An 11,706-nucleotide genomic window follows, 5' to 3' on the forward strand; every position below is an offset into this window, starting at 1 on the left:
ATGGAAAATAGTGCGGATATCACCGCCACACCGGTTTCTAACATTATGGTGGTGGACGACGATGTAACCTTTTGCCGGGTGCTGTCAAACGCGTTTTCCAGGCGCGGTTTTGAAGTATGCACTGTGCATGATAGCGCCGATATAATCGCGGTTGCGGAACTTTACGTGCCGGACGCCGTAGTTCTGGATCTGCGAATGCCGGGGGTTTCCGGTTTGGAAATGATAAGCCCCCTTCGGAGCATCAACCAGGATATCAGAATCCTTGTGCTCACCGGTTACGCCAGCATCGCAACAGCGATTGAGGCCATAAAGCTCGGGGCGGTATATTATCTGACAAAACCTGCAGATGCAGATGAGATTATCGCTAGGTTACATGAAAAGGATGGCAACCCCACCGCTCCGGTCAAAAACGAGTTCTTGTCAGCGCGCAGAGTTGAATGGGAGCATATCAACAAGGTACTGATGGAGTGTAATGGCAACATATCGGCTGCCGCCCGCAGACTGGGAATGCACCGACGGTCCTTACAACGCAAGATGAATAAGCACCCCGTACGACGCTGACCGTTGAATGTGCCTATAATTATAGGGCAAATCGGTGAGGACGGTTAAGCGTCGGATATCACAGTGTTCTACGGATAACTTGATCTACCCGATCGACAGACGGCGTTATATATGGGTTCTCTCGTATCCAGATGGAGGCTATCCATTTTTCTCCATGGGTAACCGGCAAGCCCGCATGTAGGGACTCCCGCAACTGTCGGTTCTGCGCGTCTGTATTCCTGAATAAAATACCGGATCCTGCGTTGGGCACTATATTCGCCATGATGTGCGGGAATTGTGTCCATCCACCATACTCCACATCATTCAGGTACAGCAGTACCGTTAACAGCCTGTTCCCGCCATTCCTCAATTGCGGAGATCCGTCCGAAAAGGCATCATAGTGTATATCATACTTCCCGCCACGGGTATAATGCAGAATCTGTAGTGGTTCCTGATTTTCCTGCGAAATCCCGGAAAATAGCTCGATACGCCGCCTTATCTCCAGAATTATTGGATACGCGTCAACTGATGGCGCCACCACCGTACTGCAGCGCCCGGGTGTTTCATATGCAGCATCGGAAGCACCATCAACCACTACCGAAGGTTTTGCGTCGGATACACTACCAATCGCTATCAATTCGGCGCACTCGTCAAGACTCAGAAGCCCCTTGAAGTGAACCAGTCCTATGGTATCGTTCACCGAAAGTATTTTTGGTCCCATGCCCATATCTCCAATAGATGCGGGGCGGCATTGGCAGCAGCAGCCAAAGTTTGAATTCTTTGTATCACAGTGCAGATCAGGGATATCGGCCGATAATCAGGATAGGTATCGTATTTTTCAGTGCATGGGGCCCATCTGCATGTGGATCATCGCCTCATACTTGCCATCCGTTTTTATAACTCCTTCGGGAACACTGACTCTATAGTACTCGTTACCTATAGAGGCGCGAATGTTATCGTATCCTGATCTTATTTGCGGCCACTCCTTGGCGAGGCTCATGGGTGTTGGTGACCATGTAAATGCGATGTACCCATCTATTATATTCCTTGCCGCATTAACAATGGATTGCGATTTTTTGGCATCCGCAGAATCGGTCGGGATTTTGCATTGCGACAGATTCTTTTTTGCGTACAGTGCATACAGCCAGCTGGTTTCATCAAAAGATGCCCCCGGATTTTTATTTTTAAAAAAGCTTACATCCGTGGCCATATGTCCGGATGCGACGACTGCATCGCGATAAACTGCCAGGGTCGGGGGCAATACACAATCATAAAACGATTCCATCTGGGTTGCAGGCGCACACCGTGCCATCACCGGTACGGCCAGTGCTACTACTATCGTAATAAATCGTAAAATATTTGTCATAACGACTCCTATCACTGGATGGTTTTCCCCATCATAATTTCAGGGCACCTGTCTTGCTCTAACCAACAGAAAAGCAGACCGCCAAAGAACGGAATCCGGCGCACCCAATGGCCCTAACACTGCACGGCAGCGGTCACCGCATCAACCCAAAACATTGCCCGCGATATCGCGCCAACAGTTTGCCCCCTTAGAAAGCCCATTTCACGGCTTTTGATGGCCTCCCATTGTGGATGTAGAGGACAAAGCGTAGTATTTCTAACGCAGTCATGGCCCAGTATGCAGCGTATCTCTAGCGGACGCCCTTCGGTAATCTCAATGACGTCAATAATATTTAGGGACTCGGCACCAGGGCGCAACATATAGCCACCGCCCTTCCCTTTTACGGAATACAGGATTCCACGCTTGGCCAAGCAGCGCAATACTTTGGTAACGCATGGCGCGGAGCCCCCTATATAGTCAGAAATATCCCGGCTCAGCACCGGCCTTCCCGATGGCTGAGCGGCCAGATAAATTAGACTCCGCAGGGCATATTCGCTAGCTTTGCTCAACATCATCTGGCGCACTCATTTTATGATTTTTGAGAATAATCCGGTTCCAGCAATAGTGCCACGCGTTTTCCGTTCCAGCTTTGCAGGGCGAGGAGCAATCCGACGACGGCAAGGAGATAAATGACACCCTGCTCGCCGGCCATGCCCAGCCCCCAGCCACCGACCACACCCCCCGCGAATATCCCCAGAAACTGCATCAGCGAGTATACACCACTGGCCGCCCCCCGCTGTTCCTGGGTGGTGCTGCGGCTCATCATCGAAGGCAGAATCGCCGAGGCCACGTTATAACCCGTGAAGAAAATCACCGCTCCTACCGCCACCGGCCAGAAGTGACCAGCGAGCAAACCCATGAACAACGCTCCCGCAGCAATGGCAAGACCACTGAAGACCAGCATCTGTCCGTGCTGTCTGTGCCTTTCGGCGTGGATCACCGGGTAGAGCATGCCCGCCACCGAGAGCAGCATCACCGGCAGATACACTTCCCAGACGGCGCTGCCCGGAATGTGCATGGCCTTGACCAGTTCCGGGGAGAGCACCACAAAACTGGCCCCCAGCACCATCTGCAGGATGAAGATGCCGACACTGGCGGTCAGAACCGGGGGGTATCTGAATATCCTCAGGGCGTCACGCCAGTTCCCCATGCGCTGCTGCAGATTGCGGGGGATGGGGGGAATCACTTTCCACAGCGGTAACAGCGCGAGGACGCCGAGTGCGGCGGCCACCAGAAATACCCCGGTCAGCCCGGAGAGACCGTAAAAGACGGGCCCCATCGCCATCCCCAGAACATAGGCGATGGCGATGCTGCCGCCGATGGCGGCCATGGCCTTGGTGCGGTGCTGTTCACCGGTGAGGTCCCCTGCGGTGGCCAGGAGCACCGAGGAGACGGCGCCCGCACCCTGCAGCAGACGGGCGAGAATGATGCCCCAGATGTTGTGGGTGACCGCCCCCAGCAGGGAACCCAGGACGAAGATCAGCAGACCAAAGACCAGTACCCGCTTGCGCCCGAAACGGTCGGAGGCCACCCCGAAGGGAAACTGCAGGGCGGCCTGGGCCAGTCCGTAGATGCCAATGGCCAGGCCCAACAGCACCGGGGTGCTGTGGCGAAGCTGGTCGTTGTCCAGGGCCAGTACCGGCATGAGCATGAACAGACCGAGCATGCGCGCGACATAGATGAAGCTCAGTCCCGCCACCGCCCGCTTTTCGAACGGGCTCATGGGCGGGCCTTTGGCGGCCTCAGAAGAAGCCATAGCCCATCACCAGTTTACCCAGGATCAGGGCAGTAAAGAGTAAAAAAAGGTAGGAGATGGAGTAGGCGAACATCCGCCGCGCGTAGCGGTTCATCTCCGGGCCTTCGGGCAGACCTTTGAGACGCAGGGCCATGCCCACGAACCATGCGCCGGAGAGCCAGGCGATGGCTCCATATAACCAGTCGCCGGTGAGTAGCGCTGGCACCATACTGACGATCCAGGTGAGTATGGCGTAGTTCAGCACTTCCCGGCGGGTGCGGTCGACACCATGGGTCACCGGCAGCATGGGTATGCAGGCCTTGGCGTAGTCTTCCCGACAACAGATGGCCAGGGGCCAGAAGTGCGCCGGGGTCCAGACGAATACCAGCAGGACCAGCACCAGAGGCAGCACGGCGAGACTGCCGGTGATGGCGGTCCAGCCGATCAGTGGCGGCAGGGCACCGGCAAGGCCGCCCCAGACGATGTTCCAGGGCGTGCTGGGCTTGAGGTAGAGGGTGTAGACGACGCCGTAGCCGACGGTGCCCACCAGGGTCAGTACCAGGGTCAGAGGGTTGGTGCCCCAGGCGAGTACCGCAATGGCGGCGCACATCAATGTCATGGCATAGGCAATGGCACCAGCACGGCTGATGCGGCCTTCGGCCAGCGGCCGGTGGAGGGTGCGTCGCATGTGCTGGTCGAGGGCGGGTTCGACAATCTGGTTGAGTACCCCTCCTGCTCCACCGGCCAGCGCGATGCCCGCCAAACCAGCCAGCGCCGACTCCCAGTGCAACAGGGCGTCGGGGGCGAGGATCTCGCCCACTGCGGCGGTAAATACCAGCAGCGATACCACCCGCGCCTTGGCCAGAACCCAGAGATCGCGAAGATAAGACGGCCGTGCCCGGGGACCAGAAAGTTCGCCAATGCCGTCGCTGTGTAATCCTTCTTTTAACATGACGCTAGGACCTCATTAACGCCACTGCAGGACAATGGCGAGGGACATGAGCAGGACCATGGATTGGTGAAAGACCACCATGACGCCAGGATCCCGGGGTTTGAGATTCACCGCATGAAACAATAAAAAACCAACAGCAACCTGGGTTACCGCCAGATAAAAAGCGACAGGATAAGCTGGCATCATCCAGCCAAGGGTGGCGACCAGCAGCAAGGCCGCACTGACGTGGGCAGCGATGGTCCACTGTGAGGCCTTCTGAGGTTTGACGAAGGCGCCGATGGCAGTGCCGAAGCCGCGCTGACCGGTGGTCATGCCCCCGAGGAATACGGCGAGGAGCAGGGCATGCAGAGCACCTACGGCACTGAGGTAGCTCCAGAAGTCGAGCTCCGGATAGACCAGACCGGTCAGGTAAACGAGGAAGACCCCATAGGCGAGCAGGCCGTGGGTGCCGTGAACAAACGCCGGGGCCCTGCCGGCGAGGACATACAGGGTGCCCATACCGAACAGGGCGGTAACTACGATCAGGGACAGCCCGCTGATCGTAGTGATACTTGGCGACAGTATCACCAGCGCAAGGGCCACCAGGCCGACCAGGGTCGCTACCAGGCGATGTGCAGCCTCAGGATCACCACGCACCATCAGTACCGCGATGTTGCGCGTGTAAGGCCAGCGGGTCCCCAAGGACAGACCGTAGCCGAAACCCTCAACAATACTGCCGAGCAGGATCAGGGCAATGGCAAAACCTACTTCGCTGGCTTTGAGGCCGTTGACGACATCCGCTATAAAACCCTGGTGGCTGTTCATGCCACGCCACAACCCGGTCAGCACCGCCGCCAGCAGCATCCCGGTAATCAGCCAGCCGATCACTCGTACTACCGGCGTCATTTCCCCTTCTACGGCGTGGGGAATGCCGTTCGTATCCTGGTAGGTAGCCCCGCCCGATACCCCATGATGAATATTGCGCCGCATATTTAACACCTTAAATGAAGAAACGTCAGGTTATCTGCGTTTGGGAGTTTATCTGGATTAATTAATATATGTACCGTGGCGATCCTGTTTTCGTGGTCTATAGTTCAATAAACTTAACCAATCATCATACGCTGCATGCAAGTATACTCATAACATCATATAACGCATACCGCAAGACATGAATTCGTATTTTATAATAAACACCAATGGCCAGGGCAAGATAACCATCCGCCCTGGCCACCGGGATCTACACTAACAAAGCGTCGTTACCCGAACAACAACCATCCGCGAATTACTTGACAACGATCTTACCGAACATACCGGTGGCGGCATGCCCCGGTATCTGACATACGTAGTAGTAAGTGCCCGCCGTCGGATGCCAGGTAAAATCCGTATATCCGAACTTGCCATCTTTTGGGACCGGACTGAATCCTGTTCCTGCAACAATGGGGTCGATCACCGGCATAACCGCATAAGGAGGTCCTTTTTTGGTGATGTCAAAACTATGACCGAATCCCTTGTTGGTGTTAATGAAGGTCACGTCCACCGTTGCCCCCGCGGGAATCTCCAAGGTCGGGTTCTTTTTGTCATGAACTTCAAAACTCGGAAATGGAAATCCCGGGAGCACGGCCGCCGCGACCACATGTACAGTCTTGCCACTGTAGGTAACAGTGTCACCACTGACTTTCCCGGTGTCTTTCTCCAACATGGCCTTTACTTGGGGAAGCGTCGCCTCTTTCCATGTGGTATCCAGAGTACCGGCCATCGCGGTGCCCATGCCGACCGTTGCCGCCAGAGCCGCAGCCGCACCAACAGTTACATACCAGTTCTTTTTCATCGTGTTCTGTGTATACATTAGATCCCTTCTCCTTAACGTTTAACCTGATGTAGAACCAGCCGCCCTACAAAACAATCACTGGGCTATCTGGCATTTTAATATGCTACTACACGATATTCATCACCCATTCCAACCGGGAAACTATCTCAAAACAGCACCCTAAGGGTAACATAATAGCCACCCAGAGCAATAATAGCCCACAATAATCCTATGATCAACACGATGTTTCCATCCCATGCGCCATCATCGCGATCATCGTGAGAAATTAAACGGCCCTCGTTGTTCATGATTTACCTCCTTTGAAGCATGGGTAACGACGACGTCACGGTAAAACGCAAAACAAATCTGGATGGCCGCCCGTTATTCGCACGGCCATCGTGGAACGTCATGCGTTGCTAGATGCGCCGTTTTCTCCCTTTTTTAGAATACGCAGCCGATCTTCCTTGCCTGCCTCCTTTAATACCCACCAAAAGTATGCACTAAGAAACACTACAGGAAACCCAATGTACCCCGTCAGCCAGAAGAACGTCGGATTATCAGCTCCGGACGGGATAACGAACGATAAATGTGACATATCCATTGTTTTACCCTCACTCTATTAGATAATCTTCTATACGACCTTATGCAATATAGAAGACAATAAAAAACGCAACCCATAGAACAACCACACCGCCCCAGAAGGTTAACACGTTATACGACACCCATCGCTCGCGTTTCGCGCGCTCCGGAGTGCGGGTGATTTTCATGATACTCGCCAGCAGCGCCAGGATGGCCGCCACGAAATGTACCAGAAACCACAAGCTGGTAATGTCATAAATCCCGCCATAACCACTACCGATGGTTAAGGTAGTCCAGTTGTAGACGATTCCACCCGCCATCACCAACGAGACCACCATCAGGGTTGCCAGGCTGCTCACGATACCGGCATCATCGCCCTGATCCAGTTTTTTGCGGGCCGTCATCACCGGCACCAGGCTGACAAGCATCAAAACAGTCAGCGCAACACCCACGCCCATGCTCAATGTAGCGGGCACCGCAGTGCCCCCCCACAGAAAACGCGCGAGGTCCCACATCGCAAAAATGATGGCTGCAAAAAGCAGCAGGAAAAAGAACGCACCCCTTTTTGCACGCTCCGAAGCCGGATCCATTAGCGTGGCATAACCGTTGTCTGTCATGGTTTAATTCCTCCTAAATTTACTTGCTTGGCGTAGGTACCCAAATAAAAGGTTCTTTCGCTTCCGCCGCATAGTTATCGTTCGGGCCCACAACCTCTGGCTCAGTCCCTGCCGGATATGGCACATACGGTGTTGGCGATTTTATTTGCCATTCCAGGCCGTTGCTGCCCCAAGGGTTGGCTTCGGCCTTGGGCCCATAGCGCCAACTGTATAAAAGGTTGGCCAGCGGAATGAGAAACCCTGCGCCCAGGAAAAAGGACGAGATAGACATAAACAGGTTAATGTCATGCAGGTAAGGAAGATATATCGCAATTCTCCTGTTCATTCCATCGAGGCCAGCTATAAACATGGGAAAGAACGTACAATTGAAGAATACGAAAAACCACCATGCGTGAAACTTTCCCCAAAATTCATTGATCTTCCGTCCAGTAACCTTGGGAAACCACCAGTATAGCGCGGCAATCCAGCTAAAAATCACCCCACCAAGCATCGTATAATGAAAATGCGCAATAACCCAGTAGGTGTTGTGCAGCTGAAGGTCTGCGGGAACATCGGCATTGAATATGCCTGTCAGACCACCGATCAGGAAGTTCATCATCGCCATCAACACGAGCAACACCGCAGCGTTAATTCTTAAACGACCACCCCATAACGTCCCGATGGCGGACAAATAAATGAACCCCGTCGGAATGGATACGGTTTCCGTTATCGTCATGAATATGGGCATACGTGCGTCACTCACCGCAGTGAAGTAGTGATGAACGCCCAACATTGCACCCAACATGGAAACGCCAACCAGTCCAGCGATTGCCCAACCCCTAGCAAATAACGGACGCTTGGCCGCGGCAGGAAGAATCTCCAGCCATATGGCAAAAGCGGGCAGGATGAAAACGTAGACCTCTGGATGGAACAAAAACCAGAACTGATCCAGATACGCTAAGGGGTGCCCGGTGGGGCCGGTGTAAAAATGTGATCCGGCGATCATATCGGACAAATCCATGAGTGCGCCGGTATAGGTTGCTGGCGACTCTACGACGAGAATAGTGGCTGCCGCAAACAAACCCCACACAAAAATCGGAACGCGACCCAAGCTCATGCCCTTGGCGCGCATGTACACCATGGTTCCGGCGATATTGATGGCTCCAAGTAGCGACGCAAAAAGAATGGTGGCGGCACCAAGGACGTACCACACAATACCGCTACCACTGTTTTGCGCCAATGGCGGATATCCCCACCATCCAGTCTGAAACCCACCAATCGTAGGACTCATGAAAACAGCGACAGTCGCCGGTGGTAAAAGCCACCAACTCAGGCCGAGAAGCTTTGGGAATACTACATTTCTCGTGCCAAGCATCAACGGAATAAGATAGTAGCCAACACCGCCGACGATGGCAGATGCCACCACTCCCAGCAACATCATCAATCCATGAATACCGAACGTTTGGTTGTACTGAATTTCCGACAGCCACCAACTGGTGGAATCCGGCGTCAACAATTCAATGCGGATAGCCATGGCGGCCATACCGGCGAGGAAGAATGTTACTATATTTAATACCACGTAGCGTACGGCCGTAGATTTTGAATCGGGACCAAAACGAAAATAACGTTCGATGCCCGTGTAAGTTGGGGCTTCTTTTCCTCCAAATGCGCGTCGTATCCATCCCTCCCATACGCCGCTGCCCATCAGCCAGCAGACCAAGCCGACCACATAACCCACTGTCGCGGGTAAAGGATTTACTATTACCGTATGGAGCAATAAAGCGGTAATCCATGCCGCAGCAAAATATCCGGTTAGTCCCCAAAGCGTCGCACGGACCAGCGGAAACAGCATGCTGGCCGCAAATGGCGTCTTGTCCACTCCCATGTTGTTCAACGCACTTTCCTGAATTTCGTTAGTTGCCATTACTTACTCCTTATTACATTTTACGTTGGGTGCTGGCAAATCTTCAGCTGGCTCTACTAGAAGCTATTGTTTGCCACCCAAGTCTTGAAGTCCGCTGGTGTCACCACCTTAACCGGAGCGCGCATCAACGGATGTCCGTTGCCACAAATCAAGGAACACTGTACACGCAGCATGGGGTTTGTAGCGGTTGTTCCCAGCATGGTGGGTGTAATAAACAAGTGCCGCACTTCATTTGGGATCACGTCCTTTTTCTCACCCCAGGCAGGTACCCAAAAATCGTGCATGACGTCCTTTGTCCGCAGAACAAAGTCTATGGTGCGCCCCTCTGGAACCACCAGTTGTGAAACATCCGTTACGCCCTGCTTGGGATAAGAGAACGTCCACTTCCATTGTTGCGCGGTAACATCGATCACCAATGGATTTTTCGTATCTAACTGGATACCCCAAAGTTGTTCCAGGCCCACCATACCCGGGTAAATGGTATTTGCCAGGTTGATGCCTATGGCCAAAACCAGCCAGGTCACTACGAAAGGTGCCCAGGTCCGCTTTTGATAAGCCGGCGCCGCAGTGTCTGACATGGACGATGCGCGGAAACGAAACGCGCTATATACAACCGCACCGCCGACCAGCACATATATGGCTACGGCCTGCCATAACAGGTATGTGGTGGCATCCGCGGTAATATGCGCCTGGATACTCCCCAAAATTGGCCAGTTACCGATGCCCCAGGCCATCAGCGTTTCGCCAATCGCCAGGCCAATAATCCAGACCATCACCAAGCCACGGAAAGCTTTCCATAAATTTTCTTTTGCTGCGTTCATATGCCCTCCCTAAATTAGCTTCCCTGAGCAGGTAGTATGTCAAGAATGCCATGCATACCATTCATGAAGTGTTGACCCGTCTGCAGAAAACACCCATATTCCCATTTCCCGGGCTTATTGGGCACCACAAAACTGAAGGTGTACTTTTGTCCGCCGTTGAGGCTGACGGAAAATGCCGGTACCGGTCCTGTCTGGCCCCCGCTGGTAATTGGCACACCATCAAAGAAGTTATCTTTCCATCCCACGGCTATAGCCTGTGATTTTGGAAAGCCATTGTCCCGGGATACCAGTGTTCTGCCGATGGAGAACTGATGCGCAATCGGGGGTGCCGATTGCGATCGGTTATCTATCGTCAACTCCACTTTTTCCCCGACATGCCAGGTCATCCGATCCGGTTTATAATAATAGTTAAACTCATCAATCGTATAATGATGTACTCCATTAATGACCTGCCCGGAAGGATTGGGCAGAGCTACCGCTTTTTCCCACTGCAGGGCGCCTATAATTACCCCCGCGCATATCACGGCGGATACAAGCACCGTAGTCATACCTTTTTTTGCTGCCATACCTCTACCTCCTTTGAGAAGCACATAAATCTGTCGGTGCAAATGCCTGGCAGACCCATTTTTATAAATTTCAGTCTGCCAGGAAAACTTCTGCTGACCAGTTACAACGATGAAAGATAAGCCGCCACATCCTTCATCTGCGCCACGGTGATATTCTTCGCAATCTGATTCATCAGGGTATTAACCCGTGTGCCGTTGTGGAAGTAGGTCAACTGCTGAATGATGTAACCGTAACGCTGGCCCGCCAAGCGGGGGAACGGGCCCGCTCCTTGGCCAGCCGATCCGTGGCATTCCATGCAGGCAGGGATTTGTTCGTTGGTAACCCCTTGGTTGAATATGGCCTTTCCTTCTTTCACACCGGCATGCTTGATGCCGCTGCTTTGCATCGGCGGCTTCTGGGCGTTGAAGTAATCCGCCAGCGCCGTGATTTTCGCACTGTCCAGCGCTTGTGCCACGGGCCACATGTAGATTTCGCCATTCTGATCGGCACGGGAGTGGTCCTTATACGCTTTCAACTGCGCCTCCAGATAACTTTTATGCTGTCCGGCCAAGCGGGGGACGATCGGGTAAAGTGTGTCACGGCCAGTCATCCCGTGGCACACCATACAATCGCTGGAAACGCGGTATGGCGCCGGCGCGTCGGCGCTGCCGACGGCAGCACTCGCCTGCCCGGCCACCAGCAGGAGTGCGCTGAACAGGAGGAAGGTTTTCGACTTATACATCTTGCTATGTGGATGGGTCATCGTGTCGTTCTCTTTATTGCGCAACCGGTCTTGGCTTAAGTATGTCGTCATGGCATCGG

General features: G+C 53.6%; 14 protein-coding genes. 1 reads left to right on the forward strand and 13 read right to left on the reverse strand.

Annotation, left to right across the window (positions count from 1 at the left end):
• The gene (locus AFE_RS14380; protein ID WP_049756730.1) at window positions 1-561 is read left to right on the forward strand and encodes a response regulator transcription factor; all 561 of its coding nucleotides are present in this window, start codon (window positions 1-3) and stop codon (window positions 559-561) included.
• Between the two features lie 58 nt (window positions 562-619).
• On the opposite strand, the gene AFE_RS14385 is transcribed toward AFE_RS14380, so the two are convergent.
• From AFE_RS14385 to AFE_RS14440, 13 genes are all read right to left on the reverse strand, one after another.
• On the reverse strand, window positions 620-1,261 hold the full coding sequence (locus tag AFE_RS14385) for a prolyl hydroxylase family protein (RefSeq protein ID WP_012537617.1): 642 nt from the start codon (window positions 1,259-1,261) through the stop codon (window positions 620-622).
• 117 nt (window positions 1,262-1,378) lie between these two features.
• Window positions 1,379-1,906: a hypothetical protein gene (locus AFE_RS14390; RefSeq protein ID WP_012537618.1), complete on the reverse strand. Its 528-nt coding sequence runs from the start codon at window positions 1,904-1,906 to the stop codon at window positions 1,379-1,381.
• 113 nt (window positions 1,907-2,019) lie between these two features.
• The gene (locus AFE_RS14395; RefSeq protein ID WP_012537619.1) at window positions 2,020-2,460 is read right to left on the reverse strand and encodes an Rrf2 family transcriptional regulator; all 441 of its coding nucleotides are present in this window, start codon (window positions 2,458-2,460) and stop codon (window positions 2,020-2,022) included.
• A 14-nt stretch (window positions 2,461-2,474) separates the two neighbouring features.
• Window positions 2,475-3,668, reverse strand: a complete 1,194-nt coding sequence (locus AFE_RS14400; protein ID WP_012607630.1) for an MFS transporter — start codon at window positions 3,666-3,668, stop codon at window positions 2,475-2,477.
• Window positions 3,669-3,687: 19 nt separating this feature from the next.
• Window positions 3,688-4,632: a heme o synthase gene (locus tag AFE_RS14405; protein ID WP_012536251.1), complete on the reverse strand. Its 945-nt coding sequence runs from the start codon at window positions 4,630-4,632 to the stop codon at window positions 3,688-3,690.
• Between the two features lie 15 nt (window positions 4,633-4,647).
• A complete protein-coding gene (locus AFE_RS14410; protein WP_012537621.1) occupies window positions 4,648-5,601 on the reverse strand; it encodes a hypothetical protein in 954 nt (317 codons plus the stop codon).
• A 292-nt stretch (window positions 5,602-5,893) separates the two neighbouring features.
• Window positions 5,894-6,457 carry a rusticyanin gene (locus AFE_RS14415; protein WP_012537622.1) on the reverse strand — a complete coding sequence of 188 codons (564 nt, stop codon included), beginning with the start codon at window positions 6,455-6,457 and terminating at the stop codon, window positions 5,894-5,896.
• Window positions 6,458-6,585: 128 nt separating this feature from the next.
• A complete protein-coding gene (locus AFE_RS16555) occupies window positions 6,586-6,726 on the reverse strand; it encodes a hypothetical protein (RefSeq protein ID WP_012537623.1) in 141 nt (46 codons plus the stop codon).
• A 333-nt stretch (window positions 6,727-7,059) separates the two neighbouring features.
• Window positions 7,060-7,614: a hypothetical protein gene (locus tag AFE_RS14420; protein ID WP_012537625.1), complete on the reverse strand. Its 555-nt coding sequence runs from the start codon at window positions 7,612-7,614 to the stop codon at window positions 7,060-7,062.
• Between the two features lie 19 nt (window positions 7,615-7,633).
• Window positions 7,634-9,517: a cytochrome c oxidase subunit I gene (locus tag AFE_RS14425; RefSeq protein WP_009561084.1), complete on the reverse strand. Its 1,884-nt coding sequence runs from the start codon at window positions 9,515-9,517 to the stop codon at window positions 7,634-7,636.
• Between the two features lie 56 nt (window positions 9,518-9,573).
• Entirely contained in the window at window positions 9,574-10,338 is a 765-nt protein-coding gene (locus AFE_RS14430) for a cytochrome c oxidase subunit II (protein WP_009561085.1), read from the reverse strand.
• A gap of 14 nt (window positions 10,339-10,352) precedes the next feature.
• Complete coding sequence (locus AFE_RS14435; protein ID WP_012537626.1) at window positions 10,353-10,904, reverse strand: cupredoxin domain-containing protein; 552 nt, start codon at window positions 10,902-10,904, stop codon at window positions 10,353-10,355.
• Window positions 10,905-11,005: 101 nt separating this feature from the next.
• Window positions 11,006-11,698, reverse strand: a complete 693-nt coding sequence (locus AFE_RS14440) for a c-type cytochrome (protein ID WP_012537627.1) — start codon at window positions 11,696-11,698, stop codon at window positions 11,006-11,008.
• Between the last annotated feature and the right edge of the window lie 8 nt (window positions 11,699-11,706).

Source organism: Acidithiobacillus ferrooxidans ATCC 23270, from assembly GCF_000021485.1.
Classification (GTDB): Bacteria; Pseudomonadota; Gammaproteobacteria; order Acidithiobacillales; family Acidithiobacillaceae; genus Acidithiobacillus; species Acidithiobacillus ferrooxidans.

What these genes read in the sequence shown, in the direction of transcription:
- AFE_RS14380 (WP_049756730.1), top strand. Translation starts at nt 1, where the DNA reads ATGGAAAATAGTGCGGATATCACCGCCACACCGGTTTCTAACATTATG.
- AFE_RS14385 (WP_012537617.1), bottom strand. Translation starts at nt 1,261, where the DNA reads ATGGGACCAAAAATACTTTCGGTGAACGATACCATAGGACTGGTTCAC.
- AFE_RS14390 (WP_012537618.1), bottom strand. Translation starts at nt 1,906, where the DNA reads ATGACAAATATTTTACGATTTATTACGATAGTAGTAGCACTGGCCGTA.
- AFE_RS14395 (WP_012537619.1), bottom strand. Translation starts at nt 2,460, where the DNA reads ATGATGTTGAGCAAAGCTAGCGAATATGCCCTGCGGAGTCTAATTTAT.
- AFE_RS14400 (WP_012607630.1), bottom strand. Translation starts at nt 3,668, where the DNA reads ATGAGCCCGTTCGAAAAGCGGGCGGTGGCGGGACTGAGCTTCATCTAT.
- AFE_RS14405 (WP_012536251.1), bottom strand. Translation starts at nt 4,632, where the DNA reads ATGTTAAAAGAAGGATTACACAGCGACGGCATTGGCGAACTTTCTGGT.
- AFE_RS14410 (WP_012537621.1), bottom strand. Translation starts at nt 5,601, where the DNA reads ATGCGGCGCAATATTCATCATGGGGTATCGGGCGGGGCTACCTACCAG.
- AFE_RS14415 (WP_012537622.1), bottom strand. Translation starts at nt 6,457, where the DNA reads ATGTATACACAGAACACGATGAAAAAGAACTGGTATGTAACTGTTGGT.
- AFE_RS16555 (WP_012537623.1), bottom strand. Translation starts at nt 6,726, where the DNA reads ATGAACAACGAGGGCCGTTTAATTTCTCACGATGATCGCGATGATGGC.
- AFE_RS14420 (WP_012537625.1), bottom strand. Translation starts at nt 7,614, where the DNA reads ATGACAGACAACGGTTATGCCACGCTAATGGATCCGGCTTCGGAGCGT.
- AFE_RS14425 (WP_009561084.1), bottom strand. Translation starts at nt 9,517, where the DNA reads ATGGCAACTAACGAAATTCAGGAAAGTGCGTTGAACAACATGGGAGTG.
- AFE_RS14430 (WP_009561085.1), bottom strand. Translation starts at nt 10,338, where the DNA reads ATGAACGCAGCAAAAGAAAATTTATGGAAAGCTTTCCGTGGCTTGGTG.
- AFE_RS14435 (WP_012537626.1), bottom strand. Translation starts at nt 10,904, where the DNA reads ATGGCAGCAAAAAAAGGTATGACTACGGTGCTTGTATCCGCCGTGATA.
- AFE_RS14440 (WP_012537627.1), bottom strand. Translation starts at nt 11,698, where the DNA reads ATGACGACATACTTAAGCCAAGACCGGTTGCGCAATAAAGAGAACGAC.